Origin of the sequence: Shewanella sp. SM95 (assembly GCF_025653595.1) — a bacterium.
In the GTDB taxonomy this organism is placed as follows: Bacteria; Pseudomonadota; Gammaproteobacteria; order Enterobacterales; family Shewanellaceae; genus Shewanella; species Shewanella oncorhynchi.
Map to the genome: position 1 here is coordinate 350,499 of NZ_JAKKSE010000001.1, position 25,358 is coordinate 375,856.

Annotated in this window: 17 protein-coding genes; 11 read left to right on the plus strand and 6 right to left on the minus strand. The window is 46.2% G+C overall.

Going from position 1 to position 25,358, the window contains the following annotated elements; translation table 11 throughout:
• The first annotated feature begins 7 nt into the window (after positions 1–7).
• Together dnaE and tilS are read left to right on the plus strand one after the other, a co-directional pair.
• Positions 8–3,481 (plus strand): DNA polymerase III subunit alpha, encoded by a 3,474-nt coding sequence (gene dnaE, locus L5M29_RS01575; protein WP_198573602.1) that lies wholly within the window; start codon positions 8–10, stop codon positions 3,479–3,481.
• Between the two features lie 41 nt (positions 3,482–3,522).
• Complete coding sequence (gene tilS / locus L5M29_RS01580) at positions 3,523–4,962, plus strand: tRNA lysidine(34) synthetase TilS (RefSeq protein WP_263165827.1); 1,440 nt, start codon at positions 3,523–3,525, stop codon at positions 4,960–4,962.
• 140 nt (positions 4,963–5,102) lie between these two features.
• Here the strand turns inward: tilS and L5M29_RS01585 are convergent, their stop codons facing one another.
• Positions 5,103–5,993, minus strand: coding sequence for a GGDEF domain-containing protein (locus tag L5M29_RS01585; RefSeq protein WP_105249714.1), 891 nt, complete (start codon positions 5,991–5,993; stop codon positions 5,103–5,105).
• Positions 5,994–6,163: 170 nt separating this feature from the next.
• Between L5M29_RS01585 and L5M29_RS01590 the strand changes: the two genes are divergently transcribed.
• Positions 6,164–8,110 (plus strand): monovalent cation:proton antiporter family protein, encoded by a 1,947-nt coding sequence (locus L5M29_RS01590; RefSeq protein ID WP_263165830.1) that lies wholly within the window; start codon positions 6,164–6,166, stop codon positions 8,108–8,110.
• 110 nt (positions 8,111–8,220) lie between these two features.
• Here L5M29_RS01590 and L5M29_RS01595 read toward each other — a convergent pair whose 3' ends face one another.
• Complete coding sequence (locus L5M29_RS01595) at positions 8,221–8,430, minus strand: cold-shock protein (protein ID WP_006080998.1); 210 nt, start codon at positions 8,428–8,430, stop codon at positions 8,221–8,223.
• Positions 8,431–8,997: 567 nt separating this feature from the next.
• Here L5M29_RS01595 and L5M29_RS01600 point away from each other — a divergent pair.
• The 8 genes from L5M29_RS01600 to L5M29_RS01635 all read left to right on the plus strand — a co-directional run bounded on the left by L5M29_RS01600 (position 8,998) and on the right by L5M29_RS01635 (position 20,089).
• Positions 8,998–10,872, plus strand: a complete 1,875-nt coding sequence (locus L5M29_RS01600; RefSeq protein WP_263165831.1) for a DUF885 domain-containing protein — start codon at positions 8,998–9,000, stop codon at positions 10,870–10,872.
• A 262-nt stretch (positions 10,873–11,134) separates the two neighbouring features.
• On the plus strand, positions 11,135–14,356 hold the full coding sequence (locus L5M29_RS01605) for a DEAD/DEAH box helicase (protein WP_263165833.1): 3,222 nt from the start codon (positions 11,135–11,137) through the stop codon (positions 14,354–14,356).
• A 49-nt stretch (positions 14,357–14,405) separates the two neighbouring features.
• Positions 14,406–15,170 carry a phosphatase gene (locus L5M29_RS01610; protein WP_028760589.1) on the plus strand — a complete coding sequence of 255 codons (765 nt, stop codon included), beginning with the start codon at positions 14,406–14,408 and terminating at the stop codon, positions 15,168–15,170.
• Positions 15,171–15,176: 6 nt separating this feature from the next.
• Positions 15,177–16,286, plus strand: a complete 1,110-nt coding sequence (gene rfbD / locus L5M29_RS01615; RefSeq protein ID WP_263165836.1) for a dTDP-4-dehydrorhamnose reductase — start codon at positions 15,177–15,179, stop codon at positions 16,284–16,286.
• 356 nt (positions 16,287–16,642) lie between these two features.
• On the plus strand, positions 16,643–17,449 hold the full coding sequence (gene cysQ, locus L5M29_RS01620) for a 3'(2'),5'-bisphosphate nucleotidase CysQ (protein WP_263165838.1): 807 nt from the start codon (positions 16,643–16,645) through the stop codon (positions 17,447–17,449).
• A gap of 61 nt (positions 17,450–17,510) precedes the next feature.
• Positions 17,511–18,428 (plus strand): fructokinase, encoded by a 918-nt coding sequence (gene mak, locus L5M29_RS01625; protein WP_263165840.1) that lies wholly within the window; start codon positions 17,511–17,513, stop codon positions 18,426–18,428.
• 218 nt (positions 18,429–18,646) lie between these two features.
• Entirely contained in the window at positions 18,647–19,348 is a 702-nt protein-coding gene (locus L5M29_RS01630) for a YdcF family protein (RefSeq protein WP_263166099.1), read from the plus strand.
• A gap of 57 nt (positions 19,349–19,405) precedes the next feature.
• Complete coding sequence (locus L5M29_RS01635) at positions 19,406–20,089, plus strand: DUF2982 domain-containing protein (RefSeq protein ID WP_131523788.1); 684 nt, start codon at positions 19,406–19,408, stop codon at positions 20,087–20,089.
• 107 nt (positions 20,090–20,196) lie between these two features.
• Here the strand turns inward: L5M29_RS01635 and L5M29_RS01640 are convergent, their stop codons facing one another.
• The 4 genes from L5M29_RS01640 to napF all read right to left on the minus strand — a co-directional run bounded on the left by L5M29_RS01640 (position 20,197) and on the right by napF (position 25,347).
• Positions 20,197–22,494 carry an OmcA/MtrC family decaheme c-type cytochrome gene (locus tag L5M29_RS01640; RefSeq protein WP_263165841.1) on the minus strand — a complete coding sequence of 766 codons (2,298 nt, stop codon included), beginning with the start codon at positions 22,492–22,494 and terminating at the stop codon, positions 20,197–20,199.
• Between the two features lie 522 nt (positions 22,495–23,016).
• Positions 23,017–23,991: a LysR family transcriptional regulator gene (locus L5M29_RS01645; protein ID WP_263165842.1), complete on the minus strand. Its 975-nt coding sequence runs from the start codon at positions 23,989–23,991 to the stop codon at positions 23,017–23,019.
• A gap of 312 nt (positions 23,992–24,303) precedes the next feature.
• Positions 24,304–24,753, minus strand: a complete 450-nt coding sequence (locus L5M29_RS01650; protein WP_113938943.1) for a polymer-forming cytoskeletal protein — start codon at positions 24,751–24,753, stop codon at positions 24,304–24,306.
• Between the two features lie 111 nt (positions 24,754–24,864).
• Positions 24,865–25,347, minus strand: a complete 483-nt coding sequence (napF, locus tag L5M29_RS01655) for a ferredoxin-type protein NapF (protein WP_168823154.1) — start codon at positions 25,345–25,347, stop codon at positions 24,865–24,867.
• Positions 25,348–25,358 lie beyond the last annotated feature (11 nt).

The following is a 25,358-nucleotide window of genomic DNA, read 5'->3' on the forward strand; positions in this document are numbered from 1 at the left end:
CCTAATTATGTCCGATCCTCGTTTTGTGCATCTTCGTGTCCACAGTGACTTCTCTATGACCGATGGCGTGGCCAAGGTCAAGCCTATTTTGGCGCAGGTGGAAGCGCAGGGAATGGCCGCGGTCGCCTTGACTGACCAAAATAACTTTTGTGGTTTGGTGAAGTTTTACAGTGGTTGCCATGGTGCGGGGATCAAGCCGATTATTGGTGCCGATTTTTGGATGCAAGTGCCCGGATTTGAAGGCGAATTATGCGCCTTAACCATTATTGCGATGAATAATGTCGGTTATCAGAATCTGACTCAAATCATCAGTCAAGCCTATTTGCGTGGCCAAGTGGCCGGCCGTGTAGTGATAGACCAAGAGTGGTTACTCACTTATAACGAAGGCATTTTGCTGTTATCGGGCGCCAAAGAAGGCGATCTGGGTAAGGCACTGCTCAAGGGTAATGGCACACAAGTCGAATCTTTATGCGACTTTTATCAGACCCATTTCACTGACCGTTATTTCCTCGAACTGATCCGCACAGGTCGCCCCGATGAAGAGCGTTATCTGCATATGGCGGTGGCCTTAGCGCAGGAGAAGGGCATCCCTGTTGTGGCGACCAATCAGGTGGTGTTTCTTAAACCCGAAGATTTTGATGCCCATGAAATTCGGGTGGCAATTCACGATGGCTTTACCCTTGCCGATCCTCGTCGACCTAAAAAATACAGTGAACAGCAGTATTTGCGTAGCGAAGAGGAAATGTGTGAACTATTCGCCGACATTCCTGCGGCGTTGGCGAACAGTGTCGAAATCGCTAAACGCTGTAATGTAACGATCCGTTTGTACGAATATTTCCTGCCCAACTTCCCGACGGGCGATATGTCCATTGAAGACTTTCTGGTCGACTGTTCGAAGAAGGGTCTTGAAGAGCGGCTCGAGTTTTTGTTCCCTGATCCTGAGGTGCGCGCCGAGAAACGCGGCGAATACGATGAGCGCCTCGACATTGAACTTAAAGTGATCAACCAGATGGGGTTCCCCGGTTACTTCTTGATCGTGATGGAGTTCATCCAATGGGGTAAAGATAACGGTATTCCAGTCGGGCCTGGTCGTGGCTCGGGCGCGGGTTCACTCGTGGCCTATGCGCTTAAGATTACCGACTTAGACCCATTAGAATTTGACTTACTGTTCGAGCGATTCCTCAACCCTGAGCGGGTTTCTATGCCCGACTTTGACGTCGACTTTTGCATGGATAGACGTGATGAAGTGATCGACCATGTGGCCGAATTGTACGGCCGCGAAGCGGTATCGCAAATCATCACCTTCGGAACTATGGCGGCAAAAGCGGTTATTCGTGACGTTGGCCGTGTGCTGGGTCATCCCTATGGCTTCGTTGACCGAATTTCTAAACTCATTCCACCAGAACCTGGGATGACGCTGGCGAAAGCGTTTGAGGTCGAGCCAGCCCTGCAAGAATCCTATGATGCCGATGAAGACGTAAAAGATTTGATCGACATGTGTCGCAAGCTCGAAGGTGTGACGCGTAACGCGGGTAAACACGCGGGTGGTGTGGTGATTGCACCGACTAAAATTACCGATTTTGCGCCGCTCTATTGCGATGCAGAAGGTAAAAACCCTGTAACACAATTCGATAAAAACGACGTCGAAACCGCAGGTTTAGTTAAATTCGACTTTTTGGGTTTACGTACTTTGACCATTATCGACTGGGCACTGGAAATGGTGAACAAGGTCGAGGTCAAAAACGGTCGCCCACCTGTGCGTATCGAAGCGATTCCGTTAACGGATGCGGCATCTTTCCGCTTGTTGCAAAAATATGAAACCACGGCGGTATTCCAGTTGGAATCCCGCGGTATGAAGGATTTGATTAAACGTCTGCAGCCTGACTGTTTTGAAGACATGATCGCACTGGTGGCATTGTTCCGCCCTGGGCCTTTGCAATCGGGCATGGTAGATAACTTCATCGAGCGTAAGCATGGGCGCGAGGAAGTATCGTATCCCGATTCTCAGTACCAGCATGAATCCCTAAAAGAACTGCTATCGCCGACCTACGGTATTATTCTGTATCAAGAGCAAGTGATGCAGATTGCACAGGTGTTATCGGGTTACACCCTTGGCGGCGCCGACATGTTGCGCCGTGCTATGGGTAAGAAAAAGCCCGAAGAGATGGCCAAGCAGCGCAGTATCTTTAAAGAGGGCGCAATCAATAACGGCGTCGATGGCGACTTGTCGATGAAGATCTTCGACTTAGTGGAAAAGTTCGCTGGCTACGGTTTTAACAAATCTCACTCAGCCGCCTATGCGCTTGTGTCTTATCAGACCTTATGGCTAAAAACCCATTATCCTTCGCAGTTTATGGCGGCGGTAATGTCGGCTGATATGGACAACACAGATAAAATTGTGACTTTGGTCGATGAATGCGAGCGTATGGGATTACCGCTCATTCCTCCGGATGTGAACAAAGGCTTGTTCAAATTTACCGTCGATGATGATTTGCGCATTGTTTATGGCATTGGCGCCATTAAAGGCGTGGGTGAAGGTCCAGTTGAATCGATTTTAGAGGCGCGTAAAGATGGCCCCTTCGTGGATTTATTCGATTTCTGTGCCCGTATCGATTTGAAAAAGCTCAATAAGCGCGTGATTGAAAAGCTGATCTGCGCGGGCGCACTCGATACTCTAGGGCCGCATCGTGCGTCTATGATGGCAACCTTGCCCGAAGCGATTCGCGCTGCTGATCAACATGCCAAAGCCGAGGCGATTGGCCAACACGATATGTTTGGTTTGCTCAACAGTGAACCCGAAGACAGTAAGCAGCAGTTTGTCGAATGTACCCCATGGCCAGATAAAATTTGGCTCGAAGGCGAGCGCGAAACCCTAGGCTTGTATTTGACTGGTCATCCGATCAATCAATATTTAAAAGAGCTTAAGCATTACACGTCCGGTCGTTTGAAAGATGTGCATCCCACCGAACGCGGTAAAACCGCTAAGGCTGCGGGTTTAGTGGTGGCAACGCGAGTGATGCTGACCAAACGCGGCTCGAAAATGGGTCTGTTGACGCTCGATGATAAGAGCGCACGTCTTGAAATCATGTTGTTTACTGAAGCCTTTGAAAAGTTTAATCATCTGCTGGAGAAAGACCGCATCCTCATTTGTGAAGGTGAGGTGAGTTACGATGATTTTGCCGGCGGTAACCGTATGACGGCGCGTAACATCATAGATATCAGTGAGGCGCGCAGCCACTTTGCCAAAGCGCTGGAAATTGATATGGATGGCAGCGAGTTAACGCCATCGGCGTTAGACACTTTCGAGCAAGCCCTAAGCCCGTGGCGTAACGGCGCTGTGCCTGTGGTGATTAATTACACTCAAGCTCAAGCCAAAGGTCAGTTTAGACTCGCCGATGCTTGGCGAGTGAATCCAACCGATGATTTAATGCTTTCGCTCGAATCATTGCTCGGGCCAAACAAGGTGAGAATTTTATTCTAATGTTGGCGAATGTCTTAGGTGTAAACAGATGAAGTTAACTTATGTCGGCTAAGTTTGACGAAGCATTGACTGCTGGCGATCTCAGCGCGCATATCAGTGCTTTTTTGGCTGCGCAATCGTTAGCCCCTGACTGCAAGTTAGTGCTGGCTTACAGTGGCGGAGTTGATTCCGAAGTCTTAGCCTTTGGTTTAAGCCGGTTTGCACGGCAACACCCGGAGTTTACTTATCAGCTAGTGTATGTACACCATGGCCTAAGCGATAACGCTGAGGCTTGGGCACAGCATTGCCTTGAGCGGGGTCTGCATTACGGTTTGCCTGTTACGGTTGAGCGAGTCACGGTTAATCGCGGGCCAAGATTGAGCCTTGAAGCCGAAGCGCGCAAAGCGCGTTATCTGGCGATTGAGCGGCATTTAAGTGCCAATGATGTGTTGCTGACGGCTCACCATGAAGACGATCAGCTTGAGACTATCTTACTGGCACTCAAGCGGGGTCAGGGGCCTAAAGGGCTGGCGGCCATGGGACAAGTGCAAGCATTAACACATGGCAGACAACTGCGGCCGTTATTGGATATCAGCCGTGAGCAAATTGAAGCCTACGCAAAACAGCAGGGCTTAGTGCATATCGAAGATGAAAGTAATCAAGACGATAAGTACGATCGAAATTTTTTACGCTTAGAAATCATTCCCCGCTTAAAAGCGCGTTGGCCGAGTATTGCGACAACTGCGAGTCGCAGTGCGGCATTGTGCGCCGAACAACAGGCGACGCTGGATTTACAGGTGAGTGAACGTTTACCTTTATGGTTAACCCAAGCCCCTTACCATACTCAAAGTGTATTCAAGCTCGATGGTTTTGCCGAACAGTCAGCCGACTGGCAAGCGTTACTCTTACGTGGCTTTATTGAATCCCAAGGTTTTGCTTTGCCCTCAAAGGTGCAGCTTAAGCAAATCATCACTCAGCTTCTTAACGCGAAAGACGATGCTAAAGTGCATATTCGAGTGGGTGAGTGTGAAATCCGTCGCTTTGCTAATCAAGTCTATTTATTCAAGTATCAAACTCACAAACGTCACACTCAGCCTGTGAGTTGGACCTTGCCACAGCATGACTTTATTTCTTTATTACAGGGAGATAGTACCGAATTAGTCGTGTCGCCTGCGGGCTTAGCGAATGGTGAGCAGATTAGGCTGATAGTGACAAAACAAGGTCCCAGAGTCCGTTTACCTTGGCCTGATGAAGTCGTTAGTGTGCGTTATCAACTTGCGGGACAATTTCGCTGCCACCCTAATTCTCGGGGTAAGGGGCGAGAATTAAAGAAACTGTGGCAAGAGTTTGCCATTCCGCCTTGGGTACGCGAAAAGGTGGGGTTTGTGTTTTATGGCGAGCAACTGGTGATGGCAATTGGACTGTGGGTTGAAAAGGGCTTTATTGTTGAGTCGAATGGACTTGGTTTACAGGTGTTTGTTGAGGAAGCAAAGGAATTCTAGTCGAGAGTTAATCTTGGAATATTGGTGTGTTCTAGGAAAGCGAGAGGAGAGTGGAACGCAGCGCGTCAGTTTGATTTAGACCTTTATGGGGTACGCGCTGCGAGTGAGTTATCGCATTTCATTTGGCATCCCTGCGCGTGTTAAACTAATTGATTTTGGCTGAGTTTATAGCAGTTACGTCCGGCGGCTTTGGCTTGATAAAGCGCCTTATCGGCAAGTTCATAAAGTTGTTCGGCTTCAATGGTATCGTGTGATTCTGCCGCCCCTAAACTACAGCTCACCCCAAATTGATTGAAACTACTGTGCTGATTGATTACCGAGACAATCCGTTCACATAACAAGCCAGCCGCATGAATATTGCCTTGGACAATAATGACGAATTCATCACCACCAATCCGGAAGGCTTGATCTGTGTTGCGTATGGTTGCACGAATGATGTCACCAAATTCCTTCAGAATATAGTCACCACATTTATGGCCGAATTTATCATTAAGTTGTTTAAAGTTATCAAGATCGAGAACTATGAGAGCGACTGCTCCTTGTTTTCGATGGGCTCTGGCGGTCGCATTACTGAGACTCTGACTGTAATAATGGCGATTGCCTAAGCCAGTGAGCGAGTCAAACATAGCTTGCATCGACATTTCTTGATATTGCAACGCATTTAATAAAGGTTGCAATAACAGCGGTTCAATATCCTGTAAGTTTGAGGTTTGTGATGGCGTAAATGGCGTCACCAGTTGGTACTGAATCGTTAATGGCATTCCTGCACACATGAGCTGTCGTTTGACGCTGATACCATAACGTTTGCCCCAGCTGAATTTGTGCTCGCCATAGGTTAAGCGCACGCCTTGGATCGGCAAGTGTTGTCCCAGCACTTTGCCATAGCAGGCAAAGACTGTCCTAGGATCTAAACTGGCATGCAGTTGTTGGATCACTTGTATCAAGTCCAATGGATTATCATTGGGACTATAATGTTCTGTTTGATAGCGATATTCGTCGGGATACAGCTCGGTCGCTAGGCCAAAGTCCATAATCATCACTCCAGCAAATGTTAGTGCGATACATCTCTAACCTAGTCTAAGCAAATACCGTGCCGCAATATTTGTTAATAAAATTTGTCTTTGTTAGTCATTCAGTTAAGCTTAAAACTCAGCGTTAGATTTTTTGACACGTCAGCATTTTGACAGGAGTCATAGCCCCAATGGAACATAGCTTTTTAATCCAAGTATTACTTATGCTCGTGATTGCCATTGTGGCCATTGCTGTGCTGCGTCGTTTGGGCCTACCCGCAATTCTGGCTTATTTACTCACAGGGGTTGTGAGTGGCCCGAGTGGTTTTCATTGGTTTACCCAGCATCAAATGCAATCTGTCGCCGAGCTTGGCGTTGTGCTGCTGATGTTTACCTTAGGCTTAGAGTTCTCTGTGCCGCGGCTGTGGGCCATGCGCCGCACTGTATTTGGCTTAGGCAGTGCGCAGATGGTGATCACAACCTTGTTGACCATGGGCGTGGCCCTATTGTGCGGCTTGAATTGGGTTGAAGCCTTGGTTATCGGTGCTGCCATCGCGTTGTCATCTACTGCTATTGTCCTTAAATTACTCAATGAACAGGGATGGCTGAGGCGCCGCCACGGTGAACTCTCCGTCAGCGTGCTTTTGTTCCAAGATTTAGCGGTTGTGCCGTTGTTGATCCTATTGCCATTACTGGCCAATGGCGGCGAACCTTTGATGGTCGCGGACATCGCCTTTGCCTTGCTTAAAGGCATATTGGCTTTTTTCCTCTTAATGGCGTTTGGTAAGTGGGCGTTGCCGCGGATATTTGATGAGGTTGCGCGTTCTCGCTCCAATGAGCTGTTTGTATTATCGACCTTAGTCGTTGCGCTTGTCACAGGGGCTTTTACTCAGTGGCTAGGATTATCTATGGCGCTGGGGGCATTTATGGCGGGTATGCTGCTGGGAGAAAGCCAGTACCGCCGCCAACTTGAGGCGGATATACGACCGTTTCGCGATCTATTGATGGGACTGTTTTTCATCTCCATTGGCATGATGCTGGACTTTACCTTAGTGATGCGTTTCTGGTGGCAGATACTGCTGATCTTAGTGGCGGTTGTGCTAGGTAAGGCGCTGATCATTCATGGCATTTTAAGATTAGTAGGCGAGCCCTTTCGAATTGCGATGAGTACGGCTATGAGCTTAGCTCAAGTGGGGGAGTTCAGTTTTGTGGTATTGGCTTTAGCGGTCAACTATCAACTTTTAAATAATGAGATCAGTACCATATTAGTCATGGTCGCCGTGCTTTCCATGGCAATAGCTCCTTGGTTAGTTCGTCATAGTGTGGATATTGCTAAGTGGGCGCTGGGGATCCGTCAGGCAAAGCATGTGGATGAAGCTGTGCCATTGATGATGGATGATCATGAGCTGGTGATGATTTTTGGTTACGGCCGAGTAGGACAAACCATTGCCCGTTTTTTAAAAACTGAAGCTGTACCTTATCTGGTATTGGATCTCGATCCAACGCGCGTCACTGAAGCGCGTCGTGCGGGCGAACCTATTTATTTCGGTGATGTGTGTAAACGGGCAATTTTAAAACAAATGGGCGTTAAACAGGCCAAGATGATCGTTATCACTTTTTGTGAGTCACGTAGTTTAGAAGAAGTCTTACCTTTATGTAAGTTATTGGCACCAGAGGCTAAAATTTTAGTTAGAACCAAAGACGACAGCGATCTAGACTTGCTTAAAAAGGCGGGAGCTAATCAAGTGATCCCTGAGTCTTTAGAGGGGAGCTTGATGTTAGTATCGCAGGTACTACACCAATGTGGTGTGCCATTGGCACGGATCCTAAAACGGCTAGAATCTGAGCGGCGCAATCATTATCAATTTTTACACGGCTTCTTTTCCGGTACAGAAACTGATTTTACTTTAGAGTCATTGCATGCGGTGGCATTACCGCGTGGGGCCGATGCGATTGGTAAAACTGTTGCCGATATCATGTGGGAAACATTGAAAGTAGAGTTAAGGGCGATTCGTCGCAATGGCGCTGAAGTGGAACATCCTGAGCAGGACTGGGTTTTTCGTGCAGGGGATATCTTACTGATAGTGGGTAAACCACGGCGACTTGAGAAAGCTGAGGCTAAGCTCCTACATGGCTAAAGGCCTGAGGTTCACTCTTTTGAGATGGATGAAAATGCAGATATAAAAATGCCGACATAGTGTCGGCATTTTTGTCTGGAACTTGTTAACTTAAATTAGACAAAGTCTAATTACAGAATAACTACGTTCGCAGCTTGAGGACCTTTTTGGCCTTGTTCGATGTCAAAAGAAACCTTTTGACCTTCAGCAAGAGTTTTAAAGCCTTCTGAAACGATTGCGCGGAAATGAACGAATGCGTCAGCGCCACCATTGTCAGGAGAAATAAAACCAAAACCTTTATCTTCGTTAAACCATTTAACTACACCAGTAGTTTTAGACATGAATGTCTCCAAAATTTTCAAACAAATAATTCGCAATTATGCGGTATGTTAGCCAGAAATAGAATTATTTACATTGATGATAAGTTATGAGTGGAAAGCTTCATGACAGCAAAAAAAATATTACAGGCGTAGCGAAGGTTTTCAAATACATAATATTGCTTATAAATAGGTCTGAATCACAGGCCGGAGTGCAGATTAACATACTCTAGGGGTTTGTATAGTTTTATTTTTAAATGCCTCTCATATTGAAACTGCTTTTTTGCGACTCATTGAGTGCGCAAATTAGATATAACTATTAATATTCAACTATTTAGATTTTATTTTTGATTGTTATCTAGTGTGAAAGTTTTTTTATGTTTGCCATGACTGACCTGCGATTAACCTTTCAATCCGTTCCATTAGGTTTAAATACGGCTTATATGCTTAGGTAAGGATTCTGTCATGATTCGTTACGTTATTGAATTGTTGCTTATTTGTGGTTAATGGTATTCTCGTCATCCAATAAAAACGTGCTTGAGCTATGGATTCAGGGCGATAACTTTAGATTGAATATAATAAGAATGGAGAATGACGTTGAAAACAGTACTAAAACGGATTGGACTCGGCAGCTTAGTCTTAGTGCTGTTATTAGTGGCGCTGGCAGCCCATGAATGGTTTGCGAAAAAACCGTTTTTCTTTCGCGCATTTCTAGATCGAAGTGTGGTCAAGATGGCTTTCGAAAGCCCTGAGACCTTAACCTCATTGGGTTTCTTAGAATCGGTAGGGATTACAGGCCATAACGCCGAGTTGGATGATAATAGTCCAGAGGCGATGGATAAGACTTTCGCGCAAGTGCGAGATCTGCGTGAAACCTTATTGAGCTATTCCGATGCGGATTTAGGTGAAAATCAACGTATCTCCAAGGATATTGCCCTATATCTTGCCGATTTCGCATTGGTCTCTGAGCCCTATCGTTACCATAACTATCCGCTGAATCAGTTGTTTGGCGTGCAAAACGGGTATCCAAGCTTTATGCAGGCGCAGCACCAAGTGCATTCTGTGGGCGATGCTGAAAACTATCTGTCGCGTTTACAAAAAGTGAAACTTAAGTTTGCGCAAACTCTCGAAGGCTTAAAAATTCGTGAGGCTAAGGGGATTATCCCGCCAAAGTTTGTGATTGAGCGTGTTCTGACCGAGATGAATGAGTTTGTCGCGACGCCGATTCAAGACAATATTCTCTACAGTTCCTTCAAAACTAAATTGGTTGACACGGATATCAGTGCCGATGAGCAAGCACGGTTATTGGCAGCGGTGGAAGCGGACATTAAAGGTTACGTGCATCCAGCGTATCAATTATTTATCGACTACCTTACCCAGCTACAAGCCAAAGCTGGGACGGATGATGGTTATTGGGCGCTGCCAAATGGCAACCTTGCCTATGAGCAACTGCTGAAGTTCTTCACGACCACTAATTACACTGCGGACGAAATCCATGCCAAAGGGCTCGCTGAGGTAGATCGCATTCAAAATGAAATCATGACTATCTTAGCCGCTGAAGGTTACGATATAAGCCAAGGTTTCTCGGTCGCGATTGAAGCATTAGCCGCCGATCCTAAGTTTTACTACAAGGATAGCGATGCGGGTAGGGCGCAAATCCTCGTCGATTATCAAGCGATTCTTGATGAAGTGAATGCGGGACTCGGTGATGCCTTCCGTATTCGACCCGAAGCAGGCATGGAAGTGGTGCGCATTCCTGAATTTAAAGAGAAAACGGCACCGGGTGCCTATTATCAGCAGCCCGCGATTGACGGTAGTCGTCCAGGGCGTTTCTATGCCAATTTATATGACATCAAGGCTACGCCTAAATACGGTATGCGCACTTTAGCCTACCACGAGGGGATCCCTGGGCATCATTTCCAAATTGCGGTGGCGATGGAGTTAGAAGGTATGCCACTTATTCGTAAGATGGCGCCTTTTACGGCGTACATTGAAGGTTGGGCTTTATATAGCGAACGTTTGGCTTGGGAGCTCGGTTTTCAAAAGGATCCCTTTGATAATATCGGTCGTCTGCAGGCAGAGTTGTTCCGCGCTGTGCGTCTAGTGGTAGATACAGGTATTCATCATAGCCGTTGGACTCGCGAGCAAGCGATTGACTATATGAAGAAAAATACTGGCATGTCCGATCGTGATGTCACGGCAGAGATTGAGCGTTATATCGTTATGCCAGGCCAAGCGACGGCCTATAAAGTCGGCATGATGAAAATTCTCGAACTGCGCGAAAAAGCCAAGTTGGCCTTAGGTGATAAGTTCGATCTCAGGGATTTCCACGATGTAGTTCTGAAGAATGGTGCAGTTCCTTTGGATATCTTAGAAACATTAGTCGATCGCTACATTGCTGATAAAAAAAGTGCTGATACAAAAAAGGCTGAGGCCAAAGCCACTGACGCTAAAGCGAAAGTTTAGCATTTGGTTGTAACAGTTAACGCTCAGTAATTGATAATAAAATATTACTTATCAATGGCTTTGCTCTGGGTGAGACCCGTTCCCTGTCTGCGGATAAGTTTGTTATTTTATCCTGCGGGCATGGTGGGGCTGTCTATCGTGGCTATCATTCTGGCTTTCGGCCAAGGCTTTCAATACAATCCCACACAACTTATTGATAAATGTCGCGCGGCAATGGCTTGCTATTGCTCGGAGTTGATATTTTTAGTTTCAAGGTTTTTACATGAATCGCTTGTCCCCCCAAGATCCTATCCAATTGACTCGAACCACTATTGAGTCATTATTCACGCCGCCAACCTTAATGCGTGCCCGTGATTATGTGATGAAGGGACGGGTGTTGAGCGCCAAAGCGAACGCCGATTTTCGTCATATTGAAGGTCGTGTCATGGGGACGGAATCCCAGCCCTATCGGCAGGATATTCGCCTTGTCAGCATGAACCATAAGTTGATCATGAATGGCTTCTGTTCATGTCCCGCCACTGGGCATTGCAAACATATTGCTGCCGTACTTTACAGTTTACTGAGTGATAGAACCGTTGAAGATCAACGTATTGCTCAGTGGTTACATCTGCTAGACGAAAGTGATGATCTCACGGTTTCAAATGTTGATTTACTCTACGACGATCGCGTGCTGTACGTGTTATCTAAAGATGATAACGGTGTGTTTCTTGAGCTAAGAAAAGGCAAGTTGGCGAAGAATGGTGGCTATAACAAAGGCTCGAAAATCGCTTTGTCTGACGTGCAATATTATATGCCCGCTTGGATTGGCGCAGAAGACGTGCTCATCATCAATCTCATCATGTCAACCCGTCGCCATGGTGCCTCGCGTCTGTATCTTAAAGCTCAGTTAGGTGCCATGGCACTGGAAAAAATGCTCGTCACTGGGCGGTGTTTTTGGGAGGAGAGCCGTTTACCGCTCACCCGAGGTGAAGCGAGCAAGCCTGAATTCATTTGGCTAGATAAGGATGCCGAGCATAAACAAATGCAGTTAATGCTGCCCAATAAGGACAATTGGGAGCTGATCCCCTGTGAGCCACCGACTTATATCGATTTAGATTATTTTAAAGTGGGCGCATTAGACACAGAGATCAGTGTTGAAAAACTCTTGTTACTCAGTCAGATGCCGCCAGTGCCTAGCTCTCAGATTGAACTGGTGAGCCACAAACTGATTAAGCATTTTTCGGCGAAAACGGTACCTACGCCTGCTTTGATTGATTTTGTCGAGCTGCAAGTGCCGCTTCAAGTTAGGTTGACCTTAACCTCGCAGGATTTACCTGAGTTTGCTATGGCGCAGCCATTAGTGCTGCTGGAATTTGTCTATCAAGATGTGGTGCTCGGCGGCCAATATCCCGACGAGCCCTTGTCCTTAGTCACCCATCAAGGCAAAACCTATCAAGTCGCGCGTCAACTCGATGCGGAAATGGATGCGATTAATCGTCTGATGGCATTGGAACTGGTGGAGCTGGCGCCTTCTTTTATCCCTAACAGTGGCAGGTATGTCAGTATTTGGGGGTTAGGTTCACTGCCTGAAACGATTGATGCTTGGTTGCACTTTATTCAACAGGAAATCCCGGCGCTAGAGGCTTTAGGTTACCAAGTGCATTTTGCCGACAATTTCAGCTTAAATGTCATTGAGACTCCGCTGGCGATTGAGCTGGATGATACGCAAGAGGGGTGGTTTTCTCTGTCACTGAATGCTGACATCGATGGTCAAATAGTGCCTATGCTGCCCTTAATTGCCACTTGGCTTAAGCAGTACGGTGAGCCCGCCGATGATGCAGAACTGTTGTTACCCAGCCCAAATGGTGATTGGTTAAAAGTCAAAGCCAGCGTGATTAAGCCGCTGATCAGCATTATTTTAGAACTATTCGATAGCCACAAAGGCAATAGCGTGTCTTTGCCTAAATACCGTGCCCACCTATTAAATGATTTTGCCGACAGTGATATTCGTCTGCTTAATGGTGAACGAGTGCGCAGTTTAGCGACTAAGCTCGAAAATTTTAACGGTGTGTTAGAGGTCGCAGTCCCAGACAACTTAAATGCTGAGTTACGTCAGTATCAACAGCAAGGGTTGAATTGGCTCTGTTTCTTAAAGGAATATCAGCTTGGCGGTATTTTGGCCGATGATATGGGGCTGGGTAAAACCATTCAAACCTTGGCTTTTTTACTTAAGCAGCAAGAACTAAAATCCACGGTGGCAAGTTGTTCACCGAGTTTAATTATTTGCCCAACGAGCTTGGTGGGCAATTGGGCGAAAGAAGCCGCGAAATTTGCGCCATCGTTAAAGCTTGTCGTGATTCATGGCGCCTTGCGTAAGCCTTTGCTCGAACGCTTAAATGAGTTTGATATTGTGGTGACGACCTATCCGCTGATCGTGCGCGACAGTGACTATTATCAACGGCAGGTGTTTGAACATATCGTGCTCGATGAAGCACAGCAGATAAAAAATGCGCAGGCGAAAGTGACTCAAGTGATTAAAGATCTTAAAGCGCCGTTTAGATTGTGCCTGTCGGGTACGCCGCTTGAAAATCATTTGGGTGAACTTAAGTCTTTGATGGATTTTTGTTTGCCCGGACTACTCGGCACGAATGTTTTTTTTAACAAATCCTTTAGGCACAAAATTGAACGTTATGGCGATATGGAGCAAGCGCAAATCTTGAGTCAACGGATTGCGCCTTTTGTGCTGCGTCGAACCAAAGATGAAGTGGTCGGTGAATTACCCCCTAAAACCGAAATCTCCCAGAGCTTAGAGTTAGAAAAAGATCAGCGAAATCTCTACGAGAGTATTCGACTGGTGATGGAGAAAAAACTGCGGGATTTATTTGCCACTCAAGGCGTTGGTAGCAGTCATATTGAGTTTCTCGATGCCTTACTTAAGCTACGCCAAGCCTGCTGTGATCCGCGTTTGGTGAAGTTAGAGCAAGCGCAGAAAGTGAAGAATAATGCTAAGTTAGATTGGCTGAAACAGAACTTACCAGAAATGGTGCAAGAGGGGCGTAAGATATTGATTTTCAGCCAGTTCACTAGCATGCTCAGCTTGATTGAAGCTGAGCTGGTGGACTTGGGGCTCGATTACAGTAAGCTCACAGGACAAACTCGCCTACGCCAAGCGCAGATAGATAAGTTCCAAGAGGGCGATACGCCTGTGTTCTTAATCAGCTTAAAAGCGGGCGGAACTGGGCTTAATCTCACCGCGGCGGATACTGTGATCCACTATGATCCCTGGTGGAATCCGGCGGCGGAAAAACAGGCTACGGATAGAGCCCATCGCATCGGCCAAGATAAGCCAGTGTTTGTCTATAAGCTGATTGCAGAAGGTACAGTAGAAGAAAAAATCCAAGAAATGCAGCAGCATAAGCAAAGTCTGGCGGACAGTATTCTCGAAGGTAAAGGCAAGGGCACATGGCAAGGAAGCGCCGATGAACTGTTATCGCTCTTTAGCTAAATCGTGGCCAGTTTTCTAAATTGATTGAATCATTTGACTGAGGTGAACCATGCAGTACCAAGTCGACACTCATACTCATACTGTGGCTTCGAGCCATGCTTATAGCACGATTCATGACTACTTAGCGGTGGCAAAGCAGAAGGGGATTCGCCTATTTGCTACCACAGATCATGGGCCTGCGATGGCCGATGCGCCGCATTTTTGGCACTTTGTGAATTTAAGAGTTTTGCCGCGTATGGTTGATGGCGTCGGGATTTTGCGGGGTATCGAAGCCAATATCAAAAATATCGACGGCGAGATTGATTTCTTTGGTGATTATTTAAAGCAGCTCGATATTGTGCTCGCAGGATTTCATGAGCCCGTCTATCCTCCGTCAGATAAAGCGACTCACACAGAGGCCATGATTAATGCGATTAAGAGCGGCAAGGTTGATATTATTACTCATCCGGGAAACCCAGCCTATCCAATTGATATTGAAGCCGTTGCCCGCGCCGCTGCCGAATACGGTGTGGCGCTCGAAATTAACAATTCCTCCTTTGAAGTGTCCCGTAAGGGCAGCGAAGCCAATTGCACTGCGATTGCCAAAGCGGCCAAGGAATTTGGCACGATTTTAGTTATGGGCTCTGATTCTCACGTGGCTTTTAGCTTAGGCGGTTTTGCGCGGGCGCAAGCGATTATCGATGAAGTGGCTTATCCGCCATCACGATTACTCAATCGTAGTCCTTCAGCACTCTTAGCCTTTTTAGCCGCCCGTGGCCATGAAACCGTTGCTGATTTGATCCCCTTATTCAGTGACGATGAGCCATGCTGTTGATTAGTGATGAAAATAGTGGCAACTAAAGTGACGCCACTTCAATGCGGGGCGGCGAGTGCCACAGATGCTAACATTCCTCAAGTGGTGTTAATCACTGGCGCTAAGAGTCAGCTCGCTCAGGCCTTGCTGAGAGTCGCTGCCGATATTGGCGAGCTAGCCCTAAATAGCAGCACAAGTACAAACTCAGTCGCACCAATTAAGCTTTATGCGCTAAGTCGCAGTCAGTTAGACATTACCGATGCCGCCAATATTGCCGCCGTATTTGATCAATATCGACCAAGCTGGGTGATCAATTGTGCGGCCTATAATGCGGTCGACGCAGCTGAGCATGATGCAATCGAAGCTAATCGCGTGAATGCACTCGGCCCTGAGTTATTGGCGCAGCAATGTTGGCTGTCGGGGGCGGGCTTACTGCATGTGTCGAGCGATTATGTGTTTGGTGGTCATGCTGTTCGTGATGTTAGAGAAACTGGCGTTGAGCAGTATCAAAATCCAGACTCAGCTTCAAATCATTTACCAAGGCCATTTGTTGAAATTGATGCTCCCGAGCCGTTGTCTGCTTACGGTACGAGTAAGTTGCTCGGCGAGCAGAAGGTATTGGCGGTTCTGGGCGAGGATGCAACGATTGTGCGTACCTCATGGCTCTACGGTCAAGATGGGCATAATTTTGTCCAAACCATGCTGAACTTGATGCGCACTCAACCAAGCTTGGAGGTGATAGTCGATCAAATCGGCTGTCCGACGTGGAGTGATGCACTCGCTAAGGTGATTTGGCAATTAGTCATGCAACAGTGCTCGGGCGTATTTCATTACAGCGCCCAAGGCCAATGCAGTTGGTATGAATTTGCCTGTGAAATCCAGCGACAAGCCCTAGCGCTCAATCTGTTAAGTCAACCTGTGGTTATCCAGCCGATTACCAGCGCTCACTATGCTAAACAAGCATTAAATCGCGGCGTGAGTTTGGCAAAAAGACCGAGTTATAGCGTGTTGAATAGTGCCAAAGTGCAGTCCACTTTGGCTGTCAATACCTTACTGACCATGCCTGATAACGTCGTATGGCAAGATTGGCGTCAGCAACTGAATTGCATGTTGCGACGCTATTATGACGACAATTAACGTGACTCACATTTGGGGTTAGGCAGCTTTAATCAGGCGTTAAGCGTTTACATCATCGTAGTGATTAACGCTTTCGAAAACAATAAGCCCGCCAATAATCAGATTTAAGCGACGGCTTTAGACTATCAATATGAAACATAGGCTGTGAATACGAATGCAGCTGGACTTAAGCCTCTTCTCAGCGCCAATGGCTTGCCTTAGTATCGTAATCACTTTGTTTATCTGTGGTTTTGTGCACCGCGGTTTAAGCTGCGAGTCTTAGTCTATTTTGCTTGATGTATGATGAATTTGTTCTAAATTCCCCTTGGATGACAATGGCATAATGCCAAGATATTTTACGCATTAAGGAAGTTTCAGTGACAGACAAGACGACAATAGCGCAGACATTAACCAAACAAGATCTACTGCAAGTGGTCGCGATTGCCAAAGCCGCAGGCGATGCCATTATGACGGTTTATGGTCAAGATGACTTTTCGGTGAGCCATAAGGGGGACGATAGCCCTGTGACGGCCGCCGATTTAGCCGCGCACCACGTGATAGTGGCGGCATTGGCAAAGCAGTTTGTCGGTATTCCTATTATGTCTGAGGAAGCGGCGGATATCGCGTGGGACGTGCGTCGTCAATGGCAAACCTATTGGTTGATTGATCCTTTAGATGGCACTAAGGAATTTATTAAACGCAATGGCGAGTTTACCGTCAATATTGCGCTTATCCATCAAGGGGTTGCTATCACAGGTGTAGTATATGCGCCTGTGCTCGATACGTATTATTACGGCGCTAAACATTTAGGTGCGTGGCGCCAACAAGCGGGTCAAGAGAGTCCCTTATTGGGCGCCAACACGCCACGCGAAATGCCGATGATTGTCGGCAGTCGCTCGCACTTGAGCCCTGACTTAGCGCAATATTTACAACAGTTTGGTGAGCATGACATCTTAAGCGTGGGTAGCTCGCTTAAGTTTTGTATGTTGGCAGAAGGCAGTGCCGATCTGTACCCCAGACTGGGTCCTACCAGTGAGTGGGATACCGCAGCGGCGCAAGCTGTGCTCGAAAGTGCAGGCGGCACAGTTGTCTGTTATGACTCAGGTGAACCATTAACTTATAATCAAAAACCTGACATTTTAAATCCTTACTTTATTGCCACAGCTCCTGGCTGGGTAAAATAACGATTGCCTAGAATCAATCTCACTTGATGAAAGGGCAAGCTAAACACTGGAGTAGTAATTCATGATGCGCATGGGCGTCGATTTAGGCGGAACAAAAATAGAATTAGTCGCACTGAGTGATGAGGGCAATGAGCTATTTCGCAAGCGTGTGACGACGCCACGTGACTATCAGGGCACGCTTGCTGCGGTGGTTGATTTAGTTAAGGAAGCGGAAGCGACTCTTGGCGAAAAAGGCACTGTCGGCGTGGGTATTCCAGGTGTGGTATCGCCCTATTCAGGTTTAGTCAAAAATGCTAACTCGACGTGGATCAATGGTCAGCCCCTCGATGTACATTTAGGGGAATTGTTGCAGCGTGAAGTGCGGGTTGCCAATGATGCAAACTGTTTTGCGGTATCAGAGGCGGTCGATGGGGCAGCCGCTGGCGCTTCTGTGGTGTTTGGCGTGATTATTGGTACTGGCTGCGGCGCGGGTGTGGCAATTAACGGCAAAGTTCACGGTGGTGGTAATGGTATCGGCGGTGAATGGGGTCATAATCCTTTGCCTTGGATGACTAAGGAAGAGTTCAATACCACCCGTTGCTTCTGTGGTAATCCCGATTGTATCGAGACCTTTATCTCTGGCACTGGCTTTGTGCGTGATTATAATGCGGCTTTGACGACGGCGGGTACAGTGCGTGCTCCTGCCAAATCAGGTGCCGATATTATGTTGTTAGTCGATGGAGGTGACGCCATTGCGGTTGCTGCGTTTGATCGTTATATGGATAGACTCTCACGTTCACTCGCCCATGTAATCAATATGCTCGATCCCGATGCCATAGTGTTGGGCGGCGGAATGTCGAATGTCGCGGCGATTTACCCAAGATTACCGGCATTGCTGGCCCATTATGTGGTGGGGCGTGAGTGTCATACGCCTGTTGTGCAGAATCTATACGGTTGTTCATCGGGAGTGCGCGGTGCCGCTTGGTTGTGGGAAAAGTGATCCATTATTGAGGATATAAACTCCACCAGTGAACTCATTACGCTATGAAATCAACGTCTAGTGATATCAGAGTCTTGTAAACAATAGCCCAGTAAAACGCTGGGCTAGTTTTATGTGCGATGTGTTCCCCCCGTATTTTGATGCTATGATTGCGCTCCTTTGGATTGCTTGGCATGGACATCATGTTTTGGGTTAAGAAAGTTGTTTCACAGGGGATGATGCCGATTCCCTTTATCCTATTGTTATTACTGATTTCTTTTCTAGTATGGCGCCGTCGCAGTATGGCGAAATACTTAGTATCCTGCGCTTTTTTTCTCTTACTGTTTTTAAGCAGTCAACTGAGTGTGAATACCTTAGTGCGGCCGTTAGAATCAGCTTACCCGATTAATTCCACGCCCATCGCAGGCGCTTGTTTTGTGATGGTATTAGGTTCAGGGCATGCTGATATAGTAGGAGCGACTGCGGTGCAATCCTTATCAGACGTCGCCCTTACAAGGTTAACTGAAGGAATTCGGCAACTTAAGTTGGGTCAAGAGTGTATGTTGATTGTCAGTGGCTGGGGCGGTGAACTCACTCAATTTTCCCATGCTGAAATGATGGCTAAAGCCGCGGTAGAGCTAGGTGTTGATAAAAGCCGAATTATTCAATTTCCACTGGCGCGCGATACGATAGAAGAAGCGCAATACTTAAAGTGGGAGTTAGGGGAGGAGCCCTTTCGCTTAGTCACATCGGCCACTCATATGCCAAGGGCGATGGCTATTTTCGCCGCTAAAGGCTTACACCCCGATGCTGCCCCAACGGATTTTATTGGCCGAGATGATTTTTGGTGGCGGTTAACTGCCGATAATTTAGTGGCTTCTCAACGGGCGATTCACGAATACATTGGCCGTTTGTGGTTATGGATAAAGGCCGTAAGTTAAAGGTGTGGTTTGCCAAGTTCAGTCTAAAGATAGTGAGTTTTAACAGGAAGATGAACAATGACAATTGAGTCAGAAATAGTATCTGTGCGTCCTTTATCGAAACGAAATGGGTTAACCTTAACTTGGCTGGGAGGCTTAAGTCTGGTGCTGGGTTTGGGACTGTTTCTGACGTGGCCGGCCTTGTTTGCTGTTGGTTTGATGTTTTTTAGTTTGGGCGCTATTTCACTCATTCTCGGTTTAGCCAAGGTGTATGAGCCGGAAACGACTCTAGCACTAGATGACAAGGGGCTGACCTATTTTCATCGCCGCGGCAAAGTGTCTATCGATTGGGATAATATTCAGCGGGTCGATATTCCGCGGGTGACTAATGGTTTAGATACTATAGAGTTATCTTATTTAGGCATTAAACTGAAACATTTAAATCCCATTCTCGATAATATTTCCCTGCGTCTAGCAACAGGATTATTAACTGAACAGCGACCTTTGCTGGTGACAGCCGCCTCTCAAGATGCAGACTTAGCGACTTTAGAAACTTATCTCGGCGCTGAGTTTGGCCCTTTAGTGATAGAAGGGGATCGTTATCGTGGTGTATTGGCTATGTTTGGGCATCGCTGCGTGATGTTAGATACGCGTTTAGGGTATCACTTGTATATTCCCCATGACAGTTTAGATAGGGAACCTAAGGACTTTATTAAGTTACTTAGACAACGTATTGCACAATGTAGCCGCTCAGCTGGTTAAATCTACAATCTCAATTGAAGATCATCAGCAATAAAAAAGGGGACCCTAGGGTCCCCAATGAGTTGCAGAGATTAAAGTTTGGGTTGTGCAGGGGCAACCCAAAGGTACTAGTGTGCTACCTCTGCGTGTACCTTATCTACACCGTAGGTTTTACCTTCAGCATGACAAGTTGCGCAAGATTCTACTGGTAAGTTAGGATCTGTCATTGCGTCAGCTTCAACCACAGCACCGTTGCTTCTAAAGTGAGCGACAGCCGCTGCATCAGAGTGAGCGTGACAGCTACGGCATGATTCAGCTACTGGGCTAATGTAGTTGCTACCCACTTTGATTGAACGTTTCTCAGAGGCTAAACCACCGTCAGCCGCAAACAGTTTTGCATCATCTTTGTGACATGCAGAACATGCAGTTTCTGGTGACGGATAACCGACTAATTCACCATTGGCATCGCGGAAGATCCCTGCGATAACATCAAAGTTACCACTGTGGAAACGGTGGGCGACGGTGAATAAGTCTTTGTTATTGAAAGTGACTTCTGGATTAATGACTTTGCTACCGTCTTCACCTTTAGAAACCACTGTTTTATGGCCTGATGCACCTGTTGTATCGTTGTGACAGTTCATACATTGATCAAAAGTGTAAGTTCCGTGTCTGGTGCCCTTGATATAATCTAAGGTGCCGTGACAGGCGTTACATTTTGCTTCTTCTACGGTAATTCGAGCAGGATCTGTCATTCGAGCTTTAACTACTGCAGAAGCATCTAAGCTATAGAATTTAACAGGAGCAGTGTTACCAATTGGATTTGTTGGGCCAAATTCAAGTCCTGTGGCATTACAGCTACTCACTTTACCTGCTTTGATACAGACGTTGGCTTCTGAACTGACGTAGATAGTACCAACAGCTTGGGCATCGGGAATATCTTTTACGAAGGTTAATACACCATCGGCCAGCGTACCATTTTCAAGCTTAAGAGCGATTGCTGTTGGTTTGACATCTCTCCAAGCATAAACAGTACCATCAGTGGTTACGTTACCCAGTAATAAGCCGTTAGCCACAAACATACCAGTAGGGTTAGTTGTCGCGTTATACACTTTTAAATCGGTTCCGTTAGGAATTGCAGCGCCATTCATGGTCACATTGGCTTTTAATGTCAATGTTTTCATTCCAGGTGTTGCTGAAGTCACTACTGCTGCACTGGTAAAGTCAACTTTGAATAGGCTTGCATACTCAGCGCGTTTACCGACACTGTGTACAGCTTCAGGTGTTAAGCTACCGCTGCCATGGCAAGATTTACATTGAGTATCATCAGCTTGGGCTAAACCAAATTCTGAATGGTTTTCGCCAGTGGTGAAGTTCACATTGATATGACAACCCACACAAGCTTGCGCATAAATATTGGTGTTATAACTTGGTGCACCATCATGACAAGATTTACATTCTTTCAAATCAGATGGGAAACCAACTTCACCGAAATATTCTTTTGCTTCGCCACTTAAGCTGTCACTGATGTGATGACCTGCGTGGATCCTATGGATCATGGGAGCAAAATCAAATACCCAACCTTCGGCCAGTTGTGCGTCACTTGGAACGAGATCAGGGTTATGACAAGTTACGCAGTTTTTAACATCTTGGTAGTTATGGTGGGCTTCAATCTTCGCGATATGGCCGTCTACTTCACCGTGACAGTTTTTACATGCCGCACTAGATACTGTGTCTTTACCCGATACACCTAATTCATCTGTTGCAGGGATAAAATCAACGGGTACAGACAAAATCTTGTCAGATAGGACAACACCAGTACTATCGGCGATGTTGTAAGCACGTAAAAAGACTCTGTGTACTGCGTTTGGATTATCATTTGGATTAATGATTGGCGCTGCGCCACCATAAGTCCAAGTTGCTGTGTAAGTGCCTGGCGTCGCTGTATCTTCGGTTAAAGTACAAGCGTTTTTAGTTCCGTTCAGGCCGTTTAGAGTACAAGTTAACGAAGTGCCAGCGGCATTTGCCGTGGCATTATTTTGCCACTCAATCGGCGCGCCAGTACCTGAGGTGTTTTCATTTGCTGTTAAAGAATAAATTGCAATTTTATCCAGTCCTTTGAAAGGGACTACTTTGCCTGCATTTTTACCCGTAACAGTAAATTTAACACTGAAGCCTTCACTGCTGGTCACTTTAATGTCAGCAGGACTTAACGTGAATGCCAGATCTGTAATGGATTGAGCTGTCGTTGCGAAGGAACCCGCAGGGGCTCCGGGTGTACCTGGTGTTCCGGGAGTGCCTGGTGTTCCGGGTGTACCTGGTGTGCCAGGTGCCCCATCTTGACCATCGCTTCCGTCCCCGCAGGCGGTAAGACTTAAGGTACTGACGAGAGCCAGTGCCAGTAGAGATTTATTGTAGTTTTTCATCATCGCGTCCCTTTTTCTATCTATAAGACTGCGTGTGCAGTGCCTCTAATATAGGAGGATTCATCTACTTATAAAGTGGTATTTGCAAATTTGTATCTGATATGTGAACGATGATTTAACACCTGCGAATGGTAATTCTAAACTTTGCATTTTGATATTTTAAATAGTGAAATTAAGCCGCTAGCCTATGATGTGTATCACAATTTCAATCTTTAAACTTAGGCCGAAATGATGAATTCATTTTCGGTTAAGCAAAATGAACGATGTTAAGAGAGCCTGAATCTTAAGTCGTTATCTTAAGGTTTTGAGCACAAAAGCAATGGGATAAGAGAGCGAGGATAGGGGGACGATATGGTATTTTAAAGTGATTGAATTGTGCCTTGGATAAATAGAAGCTATAGCCCAGTAAACCCAGTAAACCCAGTAAACCCAGTAAACCCAGTAAACCCAGTAAACCCACTTAACCCACTTAACATCCATGACGTAAGCTAGGTTGATGAACTTAGTGTGTAATCTATTTTTGTATTAGTGTGCTGGTTCGAGTGCGGCAAGTAAGGAGCGCACGACGAGATCACACTGGCTTTGGCTGTAACGCCGATGAACTGCAGGTTTCTCAATCAGATAATAATGTGGCGCCATCATAGTTTCGTGGAGTCTATTAAGCTCTGTGTCGCTAAGGCGCTCGAGATGTAATCCGGGCATATGTTTAACTGTGTGCATATCAATGCTAGAACAAAAAGCCACACTCTTCATGGTTAATAGATGGGCATACCATTCCTCCCTGTCTATCACTTTCTCTACAGTAGGCAATAAGATACCTTGGCGCTGGCAAAATAATTCTAAGGGATCGATTTTACTGTTAAAGCCCTTGAGTTCTTGAAATAGAAACGGATGGCGACAAATTTGCTCTAAGGTAATATTCGTCTCAACGTCCCAAAGCGGATGTTGCTTGGCTGCAACGATATAAATGCCATTGATTGAGCCAAGTTTGGTGTAACTTAATTCTTTATTTTCAGCACTTTCAAACGTAATCCCAAAATCAAGCGCACCTGCGTGGATCAACTCAGCACTATTTTCCTGCCATTTATGTAAGCGTATTTGTCCTAGCTTTTGGGCAAGTTCAGGAGTGCTTAACTGAGGCGCTAAAAAGCTTAGTAGGCCATTACAAGCAGCGATATGCAGCGGTAAGTCGGTATTGATGGCCGCATTTTGTATCTGGATTGCAGATTGTTCGAGGTGATAAACCGATTCAGTAAACTGGCAAATAGCAACATAGAGACTTTCTGCTAAAGGCGTCGGTTTAAGCCCCTGTTGACGACGATAAAATAGTTCATCATTAAAGGTTAGGCGTAATGCATTGAGGCAGCGGCTTATTTTGGGGGCAGAAACATCTAGCGCTTTGGCCGCGCTATTTGAGTGTCCAGTGTCGAAAATACTTTTAAATACAAGCAAGGTAAAAACATCGAGTTCACAGATCTGTTTTAGTAATAAGTTGCTCATTTTGTATTTTGCCCTGTATGAGTCTTAAATGTTTTTGCGGCGCTATTAGGGGAGTTCTGTGTCCTTGCGATAACCCGAACCACCGCGATCAAATATCATGGATACTAACTGCCAAGATTAACATTCAGCATGCGGATTAACTGTGATCCCTCTCGGCAAAATAACAATTATTTAACTATTGTAAAGAGAGGGGGGAGTTAGATGAGTAGGCGCTATGTTTAACATCGGGCGGAAAGGAATGATTGAGCTAAAAGAGTGAGTCAAAGTCTGCTCACCTAAGGCGGCGAGCAAACGATAGTGATGCATTTCGGATTAACGAGATTCTATGACGTCGTTTTGCACGGACGGTAAGTTGAGTGGATCTGCTGTTGGGGTATGGCCTATTGCATGGGAATAAATGGTTGGTGCATCTTCTTTAATCCGCATCCCGATAAATTGGCCACCCTCAAGGATTTGCATTGAGGTACTTGCCACTTCGCCGTCGACAACACCATTACGTTGGATCACTAAACGCTCACAAATGAGTCTGCCTTTGAAGTGTCCATCGACGATAAATTCATGGCACTTTACTTCACCTTGAATTATACCGCCTTGTTCTATGGTGATATTGGCCTCAGAAAGCAGCTGACCTTGGATATCACCGCCAACAAGCACGTCGCCTGTTAATTCGATATTTCCCGTGAGTTTAGTGCCTCGAGCAATAAAGCTAAAAGAGGTACTTTTTTTAGGCGGGAAAAACAGTTTTTTTACAAACATCATCATAAATTAACTTAATTCGAGAAGGGATTAACTGAGTTCAACAGAGGCGCGATACTAGCTTAAAATCCATGAGAAGCACAGCTCTGCATGTGTTAATGCAATTACAGTGTTCTATCAAGTTGGTCGTTTTATCTCAATGGCTTTGCTAGGGCAAGGAGCTACGCAGGCACCGCATCCAGTACAAAGATCAAGGTCTATTTTAGGGCTCGGAGCCTGACCAATACTGAGCACAAAACTGATGGCTCTTGGTTCGCAGGCATCCTTACAACTTTGGCACCAGATCCCTTGAAAGGTTAAGCAGCTTTCTTGAATATGGGCTTGGTATTGCCAAGGTGCTTGAGTCAAATCGAAAATATTTTCAGGGCAAGCTTTAGCACACAGAGTACAAAATGTGCACTCATTGTCCTTAAAGGAGACTTCAGGAAATCCGCCATCACCTTTGATGATAATGTGAGTTTCACAAACCTCAAGACAGGCGGAACAACGAGTACACACATCGGTAAACTCGATATCATCACGTACCCAAGGCGGCCTTATCGCATTATCTTTACGCCGGCGAAAGAGGCTGCGACGGCTGTGATTAATACTTTGAGTCATGTTGCTCCTCG

What these genes read in the sequence shown, in the direction of transcription:
- dnaE (WP_198573602.1), top strand. Translation starts at nt 8, where the DNA reads ATGTCCGATCCTCGTTTTGTGCATCTTCGTGTCCACAGTGACTTCTCT.
- tilS (WP_263165827.1), top strand. Translation starts at nt 3,523, where the DNA reads ATGTCGGCTAAGTTTGACGAAGCATTGACTGCTGGCGATCTCAGCGCG.
- L5M29_RS01585 (WP_105249714.1), bottom strand. Translation starts at nt 5,993, where the DNA reads ATGGACTTTGGCCTAGCGACCGAGCTGTATCCCGACGAATATCGCTAT.
- L5M29_RS01590 (WP_263165830.1), top strand. Translation starts at nt 6,164, where the DNA reads ATGGAACATAGCTTTTTAATCCAAGTATTACTTATGCTCGTGATTGCC.
- L5M29_RS01595 (WP_006080998.1), bottom strand. Translation starts at nt 8,430, where the DNA reads ATGTCTAAAACTACTGGTGTAGTTAAATGGTTTAACGAAGATAAAGGT.
- L5M29_RS01600 (WP_263165831.1), top strand. Translation starts at nt 8,998, where the DNA reads ATGACGTTGAAAACAGTACTAAAACGGATTGGACTCGGCAGCTTAGTC.
- L5M29_RS01605 (WP_263165833.1), top strand. Translation starts at nt 11,135, where the DNA reads ATGAATCGCTTGTCCCCCCAAGATCCTATCCAATTGACTCGAACCACT.
- L5M29_RS01610 (WP_028760589.1), top strand. Translation starts at nt 14,406, where the DNA reads ATGCAGTACCAAGTCGACACTCATACTCATACTGTGGCTTCGAGCCAT.
- rfbD (WP_263165836.1), top strand. Translation starts at nt 15,177, where the DNA reads ATGAAAATAGTGGCAACTAAAGTGACGCCACTTCAATGCGGGGCGGCG.
- mak (WP_263165840.1), top strand. Translation starts at nt 17,511, where the DNA reads ATGATGCGCATGGGCGTCGATTTAGGCGGAACAAAAATAGAATTAGTC.
- L5M29_RS01630 (WP_263166099.1), top strand. Translation starts at nt 18,647, where the DNA reads ATGCCGATTCCCTTTATCCTATTGTTATTACTGATTTCTTTTCTAGTA.
- L5M29_RS01635 (WP_131523788.1), top strand. Translation starts at nt 19,406, where the DNA reads ATGACAATTGAGTCAGAAATAGTATCTGTGCGTCCTTTATCGAAACGA.
- L5M29_RS01640 (WP_263165841.1), bottom strand. Translation starts at nt 22,494, where the DNA reads ATGATGAAAAACTACAATAAATCTCTACTGGCACTGGCTCTCGTCAGT.
- L5M29_RS01645 (WP_263165842.1), bottom strand. Translation starts at nt 23,991, where the DNA reads ATGAGCAACTTATTACTAAAACAGATCTGTGAACTCGATGTTTTTACC.
- L5M29_RS01650 (WP_113938943.1), bottom strand. Translation starts at nt 24,753, where the DNA reads ATGATGATGTTTGTAAAAAAACTGTTTTTCCCGCCTAAAAAAAGTACC.
- napF (WP_168823154.1), bottom strand. Translation starts at nt 25,347, where the DNA reads ATGACTCAAAGTATTAATCACAGCCGTCGCAGCCTCTTTCGCCGGCGT.